This window comes from Tenacibaculum xiamenense, from assembly GCF_964513065.1.
In the GTDB taxonomy this organism is placed as follows: domain Bacteria; phylum Bacteroidota; class Bacteroidia; order Flavobacteriales; family Flavobacteriaceae; genus Polaribacter; species Polaribacter xiamenense.
Window position 1 is genome coordinate 371,198 of the sequence record NZ_CAZEQU010000033.1, and the last position, 18,851, is coordinate 390,048.

Sequence of the window (18,851 nt, forward strand, 5' to 3'; positions counted from 1 at the left end):
TATGACATTCAAAGAGTTAATATTACAAGGAATTCCTTCGGAATTACCAGAAAAAAGAGTTTATCCTGAAGGAATAAATAGAGCTCCAAAGAGAAAAGATATTTTGTCAAAAGAAGAAAAGCAATTGGCTATAAGAAATGCTCTGCGCTATTTCCCTGCAGAATGGCATCAGGAGCTAGCTACTGAATTTGCTCAGGAACTGAATGACTTTGGAAGGATTTACATGTATCGTTTTAAGCCAAACTATGATATTTATGCAAGAGATATTAAAGAATATCCAGCAGAATCATTACAAGCGGCTTCAATTATGCTTATGATTCAAAATAACTTGGATCCTGCAGTTGCACAACATCCTGAAGAATTAATTACATATGGAGGTAATGGAGCTGTTTTTCAAAACTGGGCACAATACTTGTTAACAATGCAGTATTTGGCTACTATGTCAGATGAGCAGACACTTCATATGTATTCAGGCCACCCAATGGGCTTATTTCCTTCTTCTAAAGAATCCCCAAGGGTAATTGTTACCAATGGAATGATGATTCCGAATTACTCTTCACCTGACGATTGGGAAAAGTTTAATGCTCTAGGTGTTACTCAGTATGGACAAATGACAGCGGGTTCTTACATGTACATAGGCCCTCAAGGAATTGTGCATGGAACAACCATTACTGTAATGAATGCTTTCCGTAAAATATTGCAAAAAGGAGATACTCCAAAAGGAAAAATCTTCTTAACTGCTGGTCTTGGAGGAATGAGTGGAGCTCAACCGAAAGCAGGGAATATAGCTAGTTGTATTACCATTGCAGCGGAAGTAAATCCAAAAGCAGCAACGAAACGTCATGAGCAAGGTTGGGTTGATATTTTAATTGATAATATGGACGAATTAGTTTCACGTGTTCGTGAAGCTCAATCAAAAGAAGAAGTTGTATCAATTGCCTTTATTGGGAACGTAGTAGACATATGGGAACGTTTTTATGAAGAAGAAATCTTCATTCATGTAGGTTCTGATCAAACTTCTTTACACATTCCTTGGACTGGAGGCTACTACCCTGCTGATATTTCTTACGAAGAATCAAACAGATTAATTCGTGAAGAACCTGAAGTTTTTAAGGAAGAAGTTCAAAAAACCTTACGCCGTCATGCAGCTGCCATCAATAAACATACAGAAAGAGGAACTTATTTCTTCGATTATGGAAATGCTTTCTTACTTGAAAGTTCTAGAGCTGGTGCTGAAGTAATGGCTGAAAACGGTATTGATTTTAAATACCCTTCTTATGTCCAAGATATTCTAGGACCAATGTGTTTTGATTATGGTTTTGGTCCTTTCCGTTGGGTATGTACCTCTGGAAAACCAGAAGATTTAGACGCTACCGATGAAATTGCAGCTTCCGTTTTACAGGAAATTATGGAGAATTCTCCTGAGGAAATTCAACTGCAAATGCAAGATAATATCACTTGGATTAAAGATGCCAAGAAAAACAAAATGGTTGTAGGATCTCAAGCGCGTATTTTATATGCAGATGCTGAAGGACGTGCTAAAATTGCGGAAGCATTTAACAATGCTATTGCCGAGGGTAAAATTGGACCTGTGGTTTTAGGAAGAGATCATCATGATGTTAGTGGAACAGACTCACCATATAGAGAAACTTCTAATATTTATGACGGAAGTAAGTTCACTGCTGATATGGCTATTCATAACGTTATTGGAGATAGTTTTAGAGGTGCTACTTGGGTATCAATCCACAATGGTGGTGGTGTTGGTTGGGGTGAAGTAATGAACGGAGGTTTCGGTATGTTATTAGACGGAAGCCCTGAAGCCGATGCTCGCTTAAAAAAGATGCTGTTTTACGATGTTAATAACGGAATTGCTAGAAGAAGCTGGGCAAGAAACAAAGAGGCCTTATTTGCAATTAAACGTGAAATGAAACGTACTCCTAATCTAAAAGTTACTGTTCCTAATTTAGTTGAGGATTCATTATTAGAAGATTTATTCTAATTCTTATATATGTTAAAAAGCCTGCAGTTGCAGGCTTTTTTTTGGATACTACTATCGATACTTTTTTCATAATAAATAACTTAAAAAATATTTAATGATATACTAACAGTAATTTATTGTATTGCTTAAGGGGTTTGGTTTTGTGGTTACAGGGAAACTACCTAGTTCATTTTCAGCAATTTTACTTAGTAAGATTCTCATTTCTTGCTTTTATATTTAAGTATTGAATAATTAAAAACTGACCAACATGGAAACCCTAAAAAAAGAATTAACCGCTCGTGAACGTTTTTCAAACAACTTTGAGCATCGGTATGGTGTGATCTCTGGTTATATTGATAAAGATCTTTCTCAAATTGGAAAATGGCTTAGTGATATTGTCCAACTAGCGAAAGAAAATAAGGTTGAAGAATACGAACCTTCTGTTAGAGCTTTACAAGTATTGTTAGAAAAAAATCAAGAATTAAGAGAGCTTGTAAATAAAACAATTGCGGAAGGCTTAGAAGTTCATAAGCATTTTGAACCTACAGCTCCTTATTTCATTGAAAATATAGAAGATTTATTAAATACATTAAACTATATCATTACTAGAGCACCTGAGTTTCTCCCAAATGTAAGTCATTCAGCCTTTCCAATGTCTGGTCTTTTCGTATACATGATGGCTACTCCAAATGGATGGCTCTTATTTAGAAATGAAACTTTCAATCAAGCTCTTTCTCTTATTTTAAAGGAATGGTGTGCTTATCTCGATTCATCAGCTTCTCTAAATGTAGTAACCACTAAAAGTGGTGGTTGGTTATCACCTGAATCCGTAAAAAAGAATAATTTAGATCAGTTCGTTACCGAAGAAATGAAGCTAGAAGATCCTATTCATTGGACATTCAAAAGTTTTAACGACTTTTTCCATAGACAAATTATTCCTGTATGTAGACCTATTGATGGTGTTGGAAATGATCATGTAATTGTTTCTGCGAATGATGGTACAGTATACAGAATTGCCGAAAATGTAAAACGTGAAGATGATATTTATGCCAAAAACCAGCCTTATTCCTTAGTACATTTATTAGATAATAACTTCGTAGATGATTTTGTTGGAGGAACTGTATTTCAATCATTTCTAAGTGGTAATGATTACCACAGATGGAGAGCTCCAATTTCAGGGAGAGTTATAAAGGCTGAAGTAATTCCAGGATATATGTTTAGTGAGTTGCTAAACCAAGGAGATCATGGTTTCGATCCAACGGCAGGAACCTACTCTCAAGGTTACGAAGCCAATGTAAATACAAGAGGCTTGGTAATTATTGAACATGAAAACCCAGCTATTGGGAAAGTGGCAGTAATTCCTATTGGAATCACTGAAATTTCTTCTGTAGAAATTCAAATAAAACCAGGTGACTATGTTAAAAAAGGAGATGAATTAGGTTGGTTTAGCTATGGTGGTTCAAGTATGTGTTTGGTATTTCAACCAAAGGCTATTAAGCAATTTACTGTAGTAAATCCATTGCCAGATAACAATTCTGATAACGGTCCTTTTATACGTGTAGGTGCTCAAGTGGCTATTGCCAACATTAAATAACCTTGCTAAATAGAAATAAATAAAGCCTGCGAACTGCAGGCTTTATTTTTATACTATAGTTGTTTCAAATTATCTACTCTTCGTTCTTCTACACGAGTTCCATAAGGGTCAATTGCAACAAAAGAAGGTTTCTTCTTAGTTATTATTGTTATTTCTTGGCTCGATTTATTTATTAAATGATGTTTCAAATAAAGAGTATCCTCTGGTCTTGCCATACTCGGATGGTCATTAAACAATGCTATTAGAATAGGCTCATCAATTGCTATTTCTAGCATCTTACCTCCTATTTGTTGTTCAAACCTCTTGGCCTTAACAGTTAACTTTGTTTTAAACTCAATTGAGTTTAGTTTTACAGTTTCTACGTTTTCAATGGTCAAATCATATGTAATAATACGTTTAAACCAATCATCAATTAATTTATGGTATTCTTTTGGGCTAACTTCATATAATGCTTCAAGAAGATCTAGTGAGGTAACCTTTGGCTCAACATCATTCTTATGCGTGTTTAACAATGTTTTTATTGCTCTATTTAAGGTATCTGTACCAATAAGTTCTTTAAGAGCAGTAAATGCCATACAAGCCTTTCCGTAAATTAAATGTCCTTGTCCGTTTTCTAGATATATAGGCACTTCTTCTACCTCAGCATAAGATCTTCCCGAAAAGTATCTATTATTTGCTTGTTCGTTCAATTGCCATAATATTTGTTTTCCGAATAACTTTTCCATAATAACGGCCTCCGTGTATTTACAAAACCCTTCCGTTATGAGCCCTCCTCCATCAACACTTTTAGGCGTTAATGTATGTCCCCAATATTGATGAGCTATTTCATGTATCGTTCGTTTAGCAACAACGTTAAAATTGGTTGAATGGCTATCTATTAAATATAATTTATCTTCAACCATTACTATCGTGCCAGGAAAAGCGATTCCTCCGAACCTAAAATGATTAGGTATTTCCGCGATTCGCACATGATTACTAGGAAACTCACCAAAATTGTCCTGACAATATCCAATTGTCTCTTTAGTAAAATGCTCTATATCCGAAATATTTGATGAATGATTAGAGTGATAATAGTTTTCTATCTGAATTCCTTGGAAGTCATCCTTCTTTAATTCGTAATCTCCTGATATAAATGCAATAAAAGGTGCTGATTTTTCTGATACTTTGTAATGATAGTAATTCCTTCCTCCTTCTTTCCATTTCTTAATTAAGTCTCCAGGAGCAATGGCTATTTGATTACTCTGAGTCGAAACCACTGTTTCAAAGACCAGTTTTTCATAATGTTCATTTTCTAAATGTATATGCGTTTTATTATGATTCGCCTTTATAAGGGGAAGCCCTCTTTCTTTTCTTTCTTGAGCATTTTGGATCTCATAACCAGAACTATAACCTAAAATTGGATCAAAATTATCCCTTTTTATAAAAGAACCATTTTTCACAATACTTCTGTTGGTTTCAAACCCTTTGTTTTCATACTCGAGAGAATAACTATACTTAATTCTTTCACCTTGCTTTAGTTCTTTCTTAAATTCGAATATTCTAACATTATGAATACTATCATATATTCTTAAGGTTGCGCCTTCAATTTTCATTCTATGGGTAGGAATGATCTCAGAAACAAGTAACTCCTTTAATGGTTGCTCCCCTTTGTTTTCAAGAACATAGGCTGCGGAAATACTGTACTTTCGTTCATCAGGATATATTTGTACGTCAAATTTTAAGTCTCTTGGAATTAATTGTCTTTTTACATCATATTTTTTATACTTACGTTCATAATTTTCCCTTAAATCAAGTTCTTGTGCCGAATCTATATAAGTTGAAGCAATATGAGTGTTATAGTATACGAGTCCAATCGATATTATTAAAAGTACACTTAAAAGACCAACCGTAAACTTATGCCAACTACTCCATTTCTTTCTTAGGAGGATTTTACTTTGATTGAAACCAAACTCTACTCCTCTTTTCCATAGTTTAAATGAAAGAACAGCCAATAATCCGCCCAAAGTACCCCATACTAAAGCATAATAATTAAACATCTTTAAATTATCCCCGTACCCATACAAATCGCTATAAGCCACTTTCGGTAACCTTCCTAATTTAAAAATAGGTAATTCTAATCCGATCATTCCAGACAAAGGAGTCGCAAAAATAACGATACACATAGTTAAAATAGCCATTCCTAAATATTTATTAGAGGCAATACTGTGAATGAAAAATGCTAGAAATAAGTAAAATGAGAAACTATTTACAACAAAGTAAAACCTGTTCATGTATAAATTTATTTCCACAGTACCATAGCTAAACATCAGTTGAAAAACTATAGAACCAACAATACTTATCATCAATAAGACAAGAGGCAATAAAAATACTGCTAAAAACTTAGCAATAAAAAACACATAATTCGACGTTGGTGTTACATAGACCAACTGGTTGATTTTTTCAGAGTTTTCTCTCCAAATTACTTCCCCACTAAAAAAAACTATCAATATCAGACTTAGCAATTGTAGCGGAATCTCTACAATTTCAAGAAGTATACTTGTCGTTGGATATAAACTTTCATTATAAGGACCACTTTCATATATTCTTGTGTAAACTTCCATTGTAAAAACAACAATCCATAATAAAATTATAACCAGAAAAGGAGTGCTTTTAAAAATAGAACTCAATTCAAGCTTTAAAACTGAACCGAAGCTTTTCAAGGATGAATAAAAACCTAACTGAGGTCTAATATTTTTATATGATGTAGAGTTTGTATGCTCCTTTTGTACTTTTTGTTTTTTAATTTTTCTATTCCCTTCTTTAAATGAAAAGAAACAATACGTTAAGTACATAAATACAAAAGCCATTGCTATCCATAATAAACGATTACCTAAGAGTAAGCCAGAAACGGCTATTATTTTTGAATTCTTATCCGCTGGAGTCCAATATAAGGTTTGTTCGTAAAAAGAAGAGATACCAAATGGATCTAGCAAAGATGCAACCATCATATTTTCTGGTGATGGAGACACCGCATTTGCCATAATTGGAGAATTAAAAAACATAGCACACAAAAAGTAACTGATATAGATTACTATCGCACTCACATAGGTTGCCAGACTATTTTTGGTTAACATGCTAATAGAAGCAATTATAGACGTACATATAAACACATTAGGCAAAACATAAACACCCCAACTGAGCACATATTTGGTTAATTGAAAACTTTGAAGTCGGTCCGGTGTAAGCCCAGAAAGAGTATACCCTAAAAACAACCCCAACAAGCTCATGCTAAAAACAATAACTGAAGGAATAAATACCCCTATAAACCTACTTATAAAAAAATCTTTTTTGGAAATCGGACTTGAGTAAATAAGTGCTTCCATTTTATGTTGTTTTTCTCTTAACAAACCACTTACAGAAAAAAACATAATTGCGAAAACTACGCCTAAACTTAACAAGGCTACCTTACTAGTTATCTCATAGACCGAGTTAAAATCTAAATTTGAAGCAATAGCCCCTTGGCTCGATATAAGATAACCGAAGTATAAAAAAACAATACTAAAACCTATAAAAGCTCTTTGTTTGAGCTGAAATTTGGTTTCAAATAATATTAAGTTAAATAATTTCATTTTTGTGTTTTAAGAATTATGATTTTAGTATTGGATTCAAATAAGAAAAGTAAACACTTTCTAAATCTGGCTTATAAGAATTGAAACCATTAGAAGGATTCTCTTCTGATAAAATTTGTATTTGTGTTTTACCTGCCAAAAGTCTTGTAGATAAAACATGATAGTTCTGTTTGTAAGATTTTATTTCACTCTTTTTTATGGTTTTTATCCAGGTTTTATCTAATAAGTTATCTGTCAACTCTATTGGATTTCCTTGAACAGCAATTTTCCCTTTATTTAAAATGGCCATATTGTTGCATAAATCTCTAACATCTTCCACAATATGAGTTGAGAGAATAATAATCACATTCTCACCAATCTCGCTAAGTAGATTCAAGAAACGGTTGCGCTCTTCTGGATCTAAACCTGCCGTAGGTTCATCAACTATAATCAATTTTGGGTCTCCTAGTAATGCCTGAGCTATTCCAAATCTTTGACGCATTCCTCCTGAAAAGGTATTGACCGATTTTTTTCGATGTCCGTATAAATTGGTTTGTTCCAAAAGAGCATTTACCTGCTCTTTTCTTTCTCCTTTGGAAACTACTCCTTTTAAAACCGCCAAATGATGTAATAAATCCTCCGCGTTAACTTTAGGATACACCCCAAATTCTTGTGGTAAATATCCTAACTGACTTCTTAGTTTTTGTGGGTTTTCTATACAATCCTCTCCATTAAAAGATATAGTTCCAGAAGTCGGCTCTTGCAAAGTGGCAATTGTTCTCATTAAAGATGATTTTCCTGCACCATTAGGTCCTAACAACCCAAATAAACCATTTTTAAGTTCGAGAGAAACATCATTTAACGCACTTACACCATTTGCGTACTGTTTGGTAATTTTTTTTATTAATAAGGTATTCATGTAATATTTATTATTTAATCATTCAGTGAAGTCATTTCATTTATTACACGAATGTAAACTCGGCTTTAAATACTTAATAATTAAATTGATATCCTAAGAGTTTTTTGCTATGCTCAACACTAATTTCAAGTTCAATTAGGTTTATCGCAATTTTCATAGAGTACGACCCAAAAAAAGTAATGTTCATCAAATTAATTGTTCTTCGGCATTAACATGAGTATTTTTGCCTTATGATCTTAAACTATTTACAGAAATACAAGGCATTCATTATTGTTTTGCCTATTCTAATTTTACTTCTTTATATTTTGCACATTATAGGAATACTCAACATTCCTAGCAATCAACCTATTGAAGTATTGGTTATTACCGTTTTTTGGTGGGTAGGACTTTCTTTTTTGTTGAACAATTTGCTAAAAATGACAAAAATTGACAGGAAGAAAATAGGAATTAAGATTATTATTTCAATTGTACTACTTTTTATAGCACTTGTTATAGATCGTTGGATTGACATACCAGATAATCCACTAACCATGACCATAATGCTTCTATTTTGGTTCGCTATTTTCAACTTGTTTGCTCCAAAATTTATTCAGAAGTATAAAAAAATATTAATAACGTTTTATTCAATAATATTACTAGTTTTCTATTACTATAGATTCCAAACAGATCAATACGAAAACTATTTAATAATTAAGGATGAATGGATTCTTCCCATACTAATAGGTTCTCTCCCTTTACTAGTATTACTATGGGTTTATGAGCAATCGAAATTGATAAAAACTTTACGACAAGAAAAATCACAAGCAGAATTAAGTTTGTTAAAAACACAGATAAACCCACATTTCTTCTTTAATACACTTAACAATTTATACTCACTTACTATAAAGAACTCGACTAAAGCTCCTGAAGTTATTTTGAAATTGTCAGATATGATGCGCTACACTATTTATGAAGGGGAAAAGGAAAACGTTTCAATAGAAAGAGAAATTAACTATTTAAAAAACTATATTGAGCTTCATAAAATTCGACATAGAAACAATAACGATATTCAATTTCATATAGAGAATACCAAAAATAACTTAATAGCACCTTTACTTTTTATTATTTTAGTTGAAAATGCTTTTAAACATGGTATGGAACGTTTAACCAGCAATGCTTTTATTCATATAAAACTTGAAAGTAATTTGAAAGGAGTTTTCTTTTCTATAAAGAACAATTTCGATGAAGAAACTAAGAATCAAGACTCTGGTATTGGATTGAAAAATCTGAAACGTAGACTTGCATTAACCTATCCGGATAATCATGAGTTGCATATTAAAAAATCTGACAAAGAGTTTGAGGTACAATTAAATATTTACATGAATGATTAATTATATTATTGTTGATGACGAACCATTAGCGCATGAAATTATTGAGGAGTTTGCTGGTACACTTTCAAATTTTTCTTTAAAAGCAAATTGCTATAATGCACTAGAGGCAATGGAATATTTAAAGAGTAATCATGTTGACTTGATTTTTTTAGATTTGAACATGCCAAAACTAAAAGGGTTTGATCTTTTAAAAACACTGGCTAACCCTCCACAAATAATTGTAACAACTGCGTATAGTGAATTTGCATTAGAAGGCTTTGAATTAAGTGTACTTGATTACTTGTTAAAACCGTTTAGTTTTGAACGTTTTATAAAGGCCGTAAATAAAGTTTCAGATGATATTCCAAAACACCAAACACCTCAAAATATACCAGTTGAAAGTAATGAAAACTCTTACTTTTTTATCAAAGGAGATAAAAAACACCATCGAATTAACCCAAATGATATTCTATTCGTGGAGGCCTATGGTAACTATTGCAAAATTTACATGGTTTCGGAAGAGATGATTGTATGTCATGAAAAAATATCATCTTTTGATGAAATTCTTCCTGAAAATATTTTTATCAGAATACACAAGTCTTTTATAATTTCAATAAATAAAATAAAGACTATTGAAGGAAACAGAATAAAGTTAGTTCAAAACCATATAGTACCTATTGGTCAAACCTATAAAAATTATGTTAGTAAGCTTATAAACAAATCTCACTAACATAATCGTTTATTTACGATAGCGCAATTGGTTGGTTTCAATTCCAATGGCTACCCTAGCTAATATTGTAAAAATAAGTGCTCCAAGAGCCCAAATTCCTAACGTTACTCCTATTTCAATACCTGTTGGCGTATATTCAGCAATTTTGCCATAAGGTCCTGGAATAAAACCTGGGACTATTAAACCGAATCCTTTTTCTATCCATATAGCAATAAACAAAATAAAACAGGCAAAATACAATACCTTTAAATTGTTGCGTAGCTTATGGAATGTTAATATTAAAGTAGCCAAAACATTCAAGGAAATGGCTGTCCAAATCCATGGTAATAGAGCTTTTTTTCCGTGCAAACCAAAAAACAAGTAATAGGCACTTTCACTATGATGAGTTGGCGCATAAAACTCCTTGAACAACTCAGATATAAGCATAATAATGTTTATTTGAGCCGCCACGGTAACCACCATCGCTATTTTTTTAATTGTCTTGTCCTCAACCTTAAAGGCTGTGAAAGATCTTATAATAGCTAAAACCAAAATAATTAAAGCCGGTCCAGCGGCAAAGGCAGAAGCCAAAAAACGAGGTCCTAACAAGGCATTATTCCAAAAAGGACGAGCTTGTAGTCCTTGATATAAAAAAGCCGTAACTAAGTGGATTCCCACTGCCCAGAAAACGGACAATATTGCTCCTGGTACATACACACTTTTTTTAGATTCTTTTCCTTGATAATGTCTAAATAAAATGTAAAAAGGAATTGAAATATTAAGAAATAAATATCCATTTAAAACAATAACATCCCAAGTTAGCATTGAATTAGGGAAGTTAAACACGCCAATACCTGGTATCATATGCCATAACACGGAAGGTCCTCCCATATCAGCAATTACAAAAGCCAAACACATTATAAGAGCCGCTACAGCTAAACCTTCTCCTATTAGTACTGCTTGTTTAAAATCGATATCCTTTAAAACATAAGTTGGCATTACTAACATCACAGCGGCGGCGGCTACTCCTACCAAAAATGTGAAATTAGATATATATAATCCCCAACTTACTCTGTCTGTCATTCCTGTTACACTTAAGCCATATTCCAATTGAATAGAATAACAGTACATCCCTATTAACATTATAAGCGTTAAAAACCCCATCCATACATGATATTTGAAGGTTCCTTTAGTTATAATATCAAAACTGTCTTTTACTAAACTTCCAAAAACTTTAAGTTGTTTCATTGTATATTTTTTAGTCCATGAAGTACCAGAACTTTGGTTCTGTACCCAAATCTTCTTTTAATCTAAACACTTTCTTATTTTCCAAAACCCATCTTATCGAACTATTCGGATCCAAAAGATTTCCAAAAATTCTCGCTCCAGTTGGGCAAGCTTCAACACAGGCAGGATTTTTACCTTCTCTTGAGCGTTGTACACAAAAAGTGCACTTTTCCATAACGCCCTTCTTTCTAAGGCGGTTTCCTAAGTAATGTTGATTCTTGTTAATTTCTTCCTCAGGAACTTCTGGTTTACTCCAGTTAAACCTACGACCATCATATGGACAAGCTGCCATACAATATCTACAACCTACACACCAATCGTAATCCACTACAACTAATCCATCTTTTTCTCTCCAGGTCGCTTGTACTGGGCAAACCTCCGTACAAGGAGGATTATCACAGTGAAAACACTGCGTTCCCATATAGAAATGCCCTTCTGCAGGTACTTCATGATAATAGTTATCATCTGCCTCATTAAAATTAAAACCTTTACCGTCCTTCATTTCATGAATACGGATGTACTGCATCTGAGAATTTCTGTCTTGATTATTTTCTTCAACACAGGCATTTACACAATCCATGTACCCTTGGCACTTAGAAATATTAAAGGCATACCCAAATAAAACATCTTCTTCTGCATTCTTAGAAGACATGTTAATAGTTTTTCCTGTTCTAAGCTGATAAGAACGCACAAGCCTCTTTACAGTAGCCTCTTTTTCCTTATCACTCATCAACTTGTAGTTCCCTTTAAATTGCTCTTCCCAGTCTATCTGTGCTTTTTCTTTCGACTCATCACTAGAAACGACACTTGTGCATGAAGAAACTGCTCCTGCCCCAATTAAAAGACTTGCTGTTAATTTTTTAAAAGCAGACCTTCGGTCCATTTTCAAATCAAAAACCTGTTCAAATCCGTCTTTATGCACCTCTTCTCCAATAGAAGCTTTAATGGCTCCTTCAAAAAAAGTCTGGTTACTCAACTTTTCTTCCTTTGAAGTTGAACTACAATTACTATTTGTTTTACCACAACTGCAAGGACTTTCCGTTCTTTTCTGTTTAGTATTTAGGTTTAGAGAAAACCATTTTTTGTTGTTATTGCTCATGCCTAAATTATTTACGTTCTTTAATTTTTTGAGTATTAAACCTTGCTGGCCATTTCGTTTCAAATCCTGGAGAATGCGGATTATGACAGTTAACACAAGTCATAGAAGCTCTTGGAGAAGCCCAACTTTTAATGCGTTTTCCATGCGCACCACCTGTCCAATCTTTATATTGTTTTTGATGGCACTGACTGCATAGTTTATAACTCCTATTAAAATCTATTTTATGCCCAGTTATACTTCTCAAATCATCCATATGCTCACTATTATGGCAAGTAACACAGTTCATTGTATTTTTTGCTGCATGATTCAATTTAATGTTCCAATGCGCCTTTTTAATATCCTTAGACTGCATTTTTGCTAAAGGTTCCGTATGACACTCGGTACATTTATAAGATTTGATGTTGTTTTTTCTTTCTGGAATTAAAAAGGTAATTTCATTTTCTGTTATCTCGAATAACTCCATACCTTCCAAAAATTTGGTAGAACTTGTTGTTATTTCTTTATAGTTCTTACTTTTTGCTTCTATTTTATCCGTAATACTATGATATTCATCTTCTTTGTGCTTGCATGAAGAAAACATAAAAACACTGCATAAAATCAGACTATAAACTAATATTAAGTAAGTATCGTTTTTCATTATTTTACAGTTTTTCTAATGAAGTCACCTACATCGACAGTCACCTTGTTATTTGGTACATGACATTGACGACAATTAATTCTTTCGGGGTGCGTTACTCGTATTTCTTTAGGTGCACTTGGACCTGCATGACATGCTAAACAGTTTTCTCTTAATTGTAAATCATGTGGAATTACGGGAGGACTGCCATCTAAAGCATTATTGGCACCAACCATTGGGGTTGTTCCTCTTTCAAAGTTTGTAGCTTTGAATAATGTTTGTGTTTTTTGAGGTACGTGACACTGACGACAATTAATCTTTTCAGGATGTGGCGTTACTGGAGTATATGCTTTATATTTTTCAACATAACCTCCATTTTCATGACATTTAAGACAACTATTATCCCCCATATTTCTGTCACTATTTACCTCATGTGGAATACTTGGAGGAGCTCCATAAAAGGCTCTATTGTCATAATAATTCTGAATACTGCGTTGATGATTTTCATCGATTGGCATTTTAGCATAATCTATAGCGTATTCAGATCTTTCAAAAACACCCGATTCAGAAGGTATGCTAGGTGTTGATTTATTGCTATTTACAGGAATATAAGCCTCTTCCTTACCTTGATAATAGCTATAGTTCCAAATTGCAATAAAAGCAATAAATACGACGATAAAAAGCGAAATAATTCCTAAACGTTTTTTCATAACATTAAGCTTTTTCTACTTTAACCGCGCACTTCTTATAATCTGGCTCTTTGGATATTGGACAAAATGAATCTAGCGTAATCTCATTAATTAACATGTTCTCATCAAAGAAAGGGACAAAAACTTGCATAGGTGCTGGTACACCTCGCTCGTTAACAGAAGCAGGAAGAATAATCTGTCCTCTTCTAGTTGTTAATTTCACCTTGTCTCCTGTTTTAATTTGCATACATTTTGCATCAACAGGGTTTAATTCTACATAAGCCTTGGGCATTGCTCTGTGCAATACAGGTATTCTTCGAGTCATTGAACCTGTGTGCCAATGTTCAACCACACGCCCAGTATTCAACCAATATGGGTATTCATTGTCTGGTTCTTCTGCCGCGGGTTCATAAGGTCGTTGCCATATTACAGCTTTACCATCAGGTTTACCGTAAAAATGAAATTCTTCACCATTAGTACAAGCTGGATCGTATTTAGCATTAAATCGCCATTTGGTAGGCTTCCCCTCAACATATGGCCATTGCATACCCGGATTTTCTTTTAGCACATTTAATGGAGCCATATTGTGCTTTTTATTATCATGATGCTTACGATATTCCGTGTATATTTCTTCAATATGAGAGTTTTCTTCGTAATAAAACTGTTTCTCATACCCCAATCTTTTCGCAACTTCCACTAATTGCCAGGTATCACTCATAGCCTCTCCTGGTGGTTCCACCATTTGTTCAAAATACTGTGTTCTACGTTCAGAGTTTCCATACATACCTTCACGTTCTACCCACATAGCTGAAGGCAGTATCACATCTGCAATATCAGTTGTTGGTGTAGGATATATATCTGAAACAACAATAAAGCGTCCTTCCTTTTTAGCTCCATCTCGATAACGTTTTAGCTTAGGCATTGTTACCATTGGATTTGTAACTTGGATCCACATAAAGCGAATATCACCTCTATCCAAAGCTCTAAACATTTCTACGGTATGATACGATGGTTTAGGGTCAATATTCTCAACAGGTACGTCCCATATCTTGGCGGCAAACTCTCTATGCTTTTTGTTCATAACAACACCATGAGGCAATTTATGTGTTAAGGTTCCTACTTCCCTAACTGTACCACAAGCAGACGGTTGTCCTGTTAAAGAAAAAGGACTATTCCCAGGTGTTGAAATTTTTCCAGTTAATAAATGAATATTATAAATTAAATTATTCATCCAAGTACCTCTACTGTGTTGGTTCGGTCCCATACACCAGAGCGACATCACTTTTTTATTCGGATCGCCATAATAGGCAGCCATATATTTAATGTCTTTTGCTGAAACTCCTGATATTTTTTCTACTTTTTCAGGAGTATAATCTTCTAGAAATGTTTTAAACTCAGCAAAACTAATTCCTTCTGGTTTGTCTTTGAATTTATACTTATCTTCAAGTCCGTACCCCATATTGGTAAGTCCTTTCTTGAAATTACAATGTTTTTCAACAAACGAAGTGTTTACCCAACCATTCTTAATAATCTCATAACAAATGGCGTTTGCAACGGCTAAATCGGTTTGTGGCAAAAACAAAATCGACTTATCAGAAGCCATACTAGTACGAGTAGTACGGGTAGCAAAGTCAATAATTTTAACCCCTCTTTTTAAACGTTGATCAAGTAATCTAGAAAACAGTACTGGATGCATTTCAGCCATGTTGTTTCCCCAAAGGACAAACACATCGGCATAATCTATATCCTCATAACATCCCATAGGTTCATCTATCCCAAAAGAAGTTAAAAATCCTGTTACGGCACTTGCCATACACAAACGAGCATTGGCTTCGACATTGTTTGTTCCAATACAGCCCTTAAATAGCTTCGAAGCTACATATCCATCAGGAATTGTCCATTGTCCAGAACCGTAAATAGAAACAGCATCTTTACCATGTTCATTAATTGTTTCCTTCATTTTAGAAGCTATTAAATCTAAAGCTTCCTTCATTGAACTTTCTACATACTTACCATTTTTCTTTATAAGAGGTTTGGTTAAACGGTCTTTTCCATACATTGCCATGACAGAATGATATCCTTTAACACAACATAATCCTTTGTTTACAGGTGATTTAGGATCTCCTTTTACAGCAACCGCTTTACCTTTTTCTATTCCAACTAAAACTCCGCATCCAACACCACAAAATCTACATGGAGCTTTTTTCCAATCTAAACTACCTCCTTTTGGTAATCCTTTCTCTTGTTCACTGGCAAATAAAATACCTGGGAACATTGTGGCTGCGGCTGTCATTGCGGACAACATTGCCATTTTCTTAATAAATCCTCTTCTATTTGTTGTTGATGTGTACATATTTAGTTTGATTTAGGTGAGTTAAACCCCGAAACCATAGCCAGTAACTTTAAGCTAGGAATAGTTTCTAATTGCTCCTTTAAAACATCTTCTTCTACCCTGCTATTCGTTTCCGTTACAACTATAAGTACATCCTTATTTTGAGCAGGAATGACATCACATTCTTTAATTTCAGAAATGGTTTTTAATAGCTCCATCTTTTTCCCTTCATGGGGATGGGCCAGATAACTTTTTATTGGCATAAGAATAGTTTTTGTTACGTTAATCACAAAGTTGTCAATTATTTAAGGTTTTAAACATGACATTTATCATAATGACTAAGCACTCCCTTTCAAAACCACATAAAAACCTAACAAACAACACGTTAACACTTGCAGGACTGCTAGTTTAGTTTGATTATAAATAAAGAGTTTACAAGAATAAATATGAGTAACATTGCCATTTCCTTCTTTTGTTAAGAAAACTAACTGGACTTTTATTTAGCTCAAAAAATTATGAATAGTAGAGTCGTATTCATTAAAAAAACGCTGACTCAACACAAAAAGAATATTATCTAATATTTTAAACTATAGAATTGCAACTTTGAAAACCAAACAGCTTGTGAATTTAAGTACATTATACTTGAGTAACTAGTTTTAAATATGACCGCTTTCTCCAGTACATATTTTTAAAATGATATTTATCATATAACATAAATCAAAGTAATAATAGATTGCGCTTTTATAACTCATTAAAATAAATTATGCTTAAAGCACATTCATTCCACATTCCTGTTATGGGAATTGGTTTCACTATAGATTCTCCTTTAAAAGTTTCCAGATTTGGTATAGATTCAGTTATATCATTAGTTGATGATATTTTGATGGAAAAAATGAGAAAGATGTATTGCCTAAAATTCAAAATTCCCTATCAGGAAATCACTGAAAAAGCAGAAGATTTTAGAGCGCATAGAATTACCTCGTATTTAAACTTAATGAATACTTTATCCGAAAGAAAGTTTGAAGAATTTAAAGAGGTTCTGATGAAAACAAGGGAAAGTATTCATGAATATTTCAACGAACTTCCCGACGTTTCTACTTTAAAGCAACAATTTTTGGCTTATACAAGAAATAACATATCACTTGACGAAATAAAGTTATGGCTTAAAGACAACCTAAGCATGGGAGCCATCGATGTAAACATTATGACAAAAGTTGATAAAGACAATTATTTAAAAGGTGAAAAACTACCTATAGAGTATAATGATGCCCATGCAGCTCTAAGAGGTTTTGCTAATAGTACTATAAATTCGTCTATAGTACTTTCGGCCGGTATGAATCCAAGGCTATATGCATACTTAGAACAATTTAAAGATTTTTATCCATGTGAAAATGGAACAATCAAAAAGAAAATTATATTAAAAGTTAGTGATTACCGATCTGCCTTAATTCAAGGGAAATTCTTAGCTAAAAAGGGTATTTGGGTTTCGGAGTATCGAATAGAATCAGGACTCAACTGTGGTGGTCATGCCTTTGCTACTGATGGCTATTTAATGGGACCTGTTTTAGAAGAGTTTAAAACAAAAAGGAAAGAACTACAACAAACTATTCAAGGTATTTTGTTTCAAACTCTAGTACACAAAAATTGCGTCGTTCCTAAGTCTGATTTGGAATTCAAAATTTCTGCTCAAGGAGGAGTCGGTACAGCAGAAGAGCATCAATTTTTAATAGACTATTATGGTGTCAACTCCGTAGGTTGGGGATCTCCTTTTTTATTAGTTCCTGAAGCAACTACAGTTGATATAGAAACACGTAATAAGTTGATTAAAGCTCGAGAAGAAGATATTTATCTGAGCGACATATCTCCTTTAGGTGTACCGTTTAATAGTTTGAAGGGGAATACAAAAGATTTAGAAAAGAATAAACTAATTGCGAAAGGTAGACCAGGAAGTTCTTGTCCCAAAAAATTTGTTGCCTTAAATAAAGAGTTCACAGAAAAAGGAATTTGTACGGCCTCAAGACAATATCAGCATTTAAAAATAAAAGCGCTTGATAATGAGAATTTATCCAAAGAAGAATATCAAATTAAGTATGAAAAAATCATTGATAAAGCTTGTACATGCGTTGGTTTAGGTACCACTGCACTGCTTGCAAATAATTTAGATACCAGAACTGAAGGAACAGGTGTTTCCGTTTGTCCAGGACCTAATATTGCCTATTTCTCAAAAAAAATGAGGTTAGATGAAATCATAAGAGGTATTTATGGAAAATCATCAAAAATGACGAGTAATAACCGTCCTAATATGTTTATTAAGGAATTAGATATATACACTGCTTTTTTCAAAAAAGAACTAGAAAATTGTATAGAAAATCTTTCTCCTAAAAAAATAAAATATCTCACCACTTTTATAAAAAATCTTGAAGAGGGCGTAATCTATTATATTCAATTATTTAAAAAGACAAAAACCACCAGTTTTGAAGAGATAGAAACAATATTATCGAGCTTAAATAAAAGCAAAAATCTAATTAATCTTTTTAGTTTGGAAATAAAAAAACTGACCGTTTAATGCGGTCAGAATTCCAATAATAAGCGATATATCTTTTATCCTTTTTATTTCTTCCGTAAATGATTCCAAAGACTTTATTTCTGGATAGTAGGTAAGTTTTGTGTTTCTAAATTAAATCGTCAGGTT

The 18,851-nt window shown here is 33.4% G+C and carries 13 protein-coding genes; 5 read left to right on the forward strand and 8 right to left on the reverse strand.

Annotation, left to right across the window (positions count from 1 at the left end; translation table 11 throughout):
* Nucleotide 1: 1 nt before the first annotated feature.
* Together ACKTTV_RS12665 and ACKTTV_RS12670 are read left to right on the forward strand one after the other, a co-directional pair.
* Nucleotides 2–1,999, forward strand: coding sequence for a urocanate hydratase (locus ACKTTV_RS12665; protein WP_408031209.1), 1,998 nt, complete (start codon nucleotides 2–4; stop codon nucleotides 1,997–1,999).
* 247 nt (nucleotides 2,000–2,246) lie between these two features.
* Nucleotides 2,247–3,572 (forward strand): phophatidylserine decarboxylase associated domain-containing protein, encoded by a 1,326-nt coding sequence (locus ACKTTV_RS12670; protein ID WP_408031210.1) that lies wholly within the window; start codon nucleotides 2,247–2,249, stop codon nucleotides 3,570–3,572.
* Between the two features lie 53 nt (nucleotides 3,573–3,625).
* On the opposite strand, the gene ACKTTV_RS12675 is transcribed toward ACKTTV_RS12670, so the two are convergent.
* A complete protein-coding gene (locus ACKTTV_RS12675; RefSeq protein WP_408031211.1) occupies nucleotides 3,626–7,180 on the reverse strand; it encodes a M1 family aminopeptidase in 3,555 nt (1,184 codons plus the stop codon).
* Between the two features lie 16 nt (nucleotides 7,181–7,196).
* Nucleotides 7,197–8,078 carry an ABC transporter ATP-binding protein gene (locus ACKTTV_RS12680; protein WP_408031212.1) on the reverse strand — a complete coding sequence of 294 codons (882 nt, stop codon included), beginning with the start codon at nucleotides 8,076–8,078 and terminating at the stop codon, nucleotides 7,197–7,199.
* Nucleotides 8,079–8,494: 416 nt separating this feature from the next.
* Between ACKTTV_RS12680 and ACKTTV_RS12685 the strand changes: the two genes are divergently transcribed.
* Nucleotides 8,495–9,448 (forward strand): sensor histidine kinase, encoded by a 954-nt coding sequence (locus ACKTTV_RS12685; protein ID WP_408031213.1) that lies wholly within the window; start codon nucleotides 8,495–8,497, stop codon nucleotides 9,446–9,448.
* Nucleotides 9,441–10,157, forward strand: coding sequence for a LytR/AlgR family response regulator transcription factor (locus ACKTTV_RS12690; RefSeq protein ID WP_408031214.1), 717 nt, complete (start codon nucleotides 9,441–9,443; stop codon nucleotides 10,155–10,157). The genes ACKTTV_RS12685 and ACKTTV_RS12690 overlap by 8 nt, the downstream gene beginning before the upstream one ends.
* A gap of 9 nt (nucleotides 10,158–10,166) precedes the next feature.
* Here the strand turns inward: ACKTTV_RS12690 and dsrP are convergent, their stop codons facing one another.
* From dsrP to ACKTTV_RS12720, 6 genes are read right to left on the reverse strand one after another with little or no spacing between them, the layout of a single operon-like run.
* Entirely contained in the window at nucleotides 10,167–11,384 is a 1,218-nt protein-coding gene (gene dsrP, locus ACKTTV_RS12695) for a sulfate reduction electron transfer complex DsrMKJOP subunit DsrP (RefSeq protein ID WP_408031215.1), read from the reverse strand.
* A gap of 10 nt (nucleotides 11,385–11,394) precedes the next feature.
* On the reverse strand, nucleotides 11,395–12,522 hold the full coding sequence (locus ACKTTV_RS12700; protein ID WP_408031216.1) for a 4Fe-4S dicluster domain-containing protein: 1,128 nt from the start codon (nucleotides 12,520–12,522) through the stop codon (nucleotides 11,395–11,397).
* A gap of 7 nt (nucleotides 12,523–12,529) precedes the next feature.
* A complete protein-coding gene (locus ACKTTV_RS12705; RefSeq protein ID WP_408031217.1) occupies nucleotides 12,530–13,159 on the reverse strand; it encodes a NapC/NirT family cytochrome c in 630 nt (209 codons plus the stop codon).
* On the reverse strand, nucleotides 13,159–13,848 hold the full coding sequence (locus ACKTTV_RS12710) for a nitrate reductase cytochrome c-type subunit (RefSeq protein ID WP_408031218.1): 690 nt from the start codon (nucleotides 13,846–13,848) through the stop codon (nucleotides 13,159–13,161). Before ACKTTV_RS12710 ends, ACKTTV_RS12705 begins: the two co-directional genes overlap by 1 nt.
* A gap of 4 nt (nucleotides 13,849–13,852) precedes the next feature.
* The gene (locus ACKTTV_RS12715) at nucleotides 13,853–16,180 is read right to left on the reverse strand and encodes a molybdopterin-dependent oxidoreductase (protein ID WP_408031219.1); all 2,328 of its coding nucleotides are present in this window, start codon (nucleotides 16,178–16,180) and stop codon (nucleotides 13,853–13,855) included.
* A 2-nt stretch (nucleotides 16,181–16,182) separates the two neighbouring features.
* Nucleotides 16,183–16,422, reverse strand: a complete 240-nt coding sequence (locus ACKTTV_RS12720) for a hypothetical protein (protein WP_408031220.1) — start codon at nucleotides 16,420–16,422, stop codon at nucleotides 16,183–16,185.
* A 500-nt stretch (nucleotides 16,423–16,922) separates the two neighbouring features.
* Here ACKTTV_RS12720 and ACKTTV_RS12725 point away from each other — a divergent pair, with 500 nt between their 5' ends.
* Nucleotides 16,923–18,725, forward strand: a complete 1,803-nt coding sequence (locus ACKTTV_RS12725) for a hypothetical protein (protein ID WP_408031221.1) — start codon at nucleotides 16,923–16,925, stop codon at nucleotides 18,723–18,725.
* Nucleotides 18,726–18,851: the final 126 nt, after the last annotated feature.

Excerpts from the sequence above, each read along its gene's own strand:
- ACKTTV_RS12685 (WP_408031213.1), top strand. The coding sequence starts at position 8,495 with ATGACAAAAATTGACAGGAAGAAAATAGGAATTAAGATTATTATTTCA.
- ACKTTV_RS12675 (WP_408031211.1), bottom strand. The coding sequence starts at position 7,180 with ATGAAATTATTTAACTTAATATTATTTGAAACCAAATTTCAGCTCAAA.
- ACKTTV_RS12690 (WP_408031214.1), top strand. The coding sequence starts at position 9,441 with ATGATTAATTATATTATTGTTGATGACGAACCATTAGCGCATGAAATT.
- ACKTTV_RS12680 (WP_408031212.1), bottom strand. The coding sequence starts at position 8,078 with ATGAATACCTTATTAATAAAAAAAATTACCAAACAGTACGCAAATGGT.
- ACKTTV_RS12705 (WP_408031217.1), bottom strand. The coding sequence starts at position 13,159 with ATGAAAAACGATACTTACTTAATATTAGTTTATAGTCTGATTTTATGC.
- ACKTTV_RS12700 (WP_408031216.1), bottom strand. The coding sequence starts at position 12,522 with ATGAGCAATAACAACAAAAAATGGTTTTCTCTAAACCTAAATACTAAA.
- ACKTTV_RS12720 (WP_408031220.1), bottom strand. The coding sequence starts at position 16,422 with ATGCCAATAAAAAGTTATCTGGCCCATCCCCATGAAGGGAAAAAGATG.
- ACKTTV_RS12715 (WP_408031219.1), bottom strand. The coding sequence starts at position 16,180 with ATGTACACATCAACAACAAATAGAAGAGGATTTATTAAGAAAATGGCA.
- ACKTTV_RS12710 (WP_408031218.1), bottom strand. The coding sequence starts at position 13,848 with ATGAAAAAACGTTTAGGAATTATTTCGCTTTTTATCGTCGTATTTATT.
- ACKTTV_RS12670 (WP_408031210.1), top strand. The coding sequence starts at position 2,247 with ATGGAAACCCTAAAAAAAGAATTAACCGCTCGTGAACGTTTTTCAAAC.
- dsrP (WP_408031215.1), bottom strand. The coding sequence starts at position 11,384 with ATGAAACAACTTAAAGTTTTTGGAAGTTTAGTAAAAGACAGTTTTGAT.
- ACKTTV_RS12725 (WP_408031221.1), top strand. The coding sequence starts at position 16,923 with ATGCTTAAAGCACATTCATTCCACATTCCTGTTATGGGAATTGGTTTC.
- ACKTTV_RS12665 (WP_408031209.1), top strand. The coding sequence starts at position 2 with ATGACATTCAAAGAGTTAATATTACAAGGAATTCCTTCGGAATTACCA.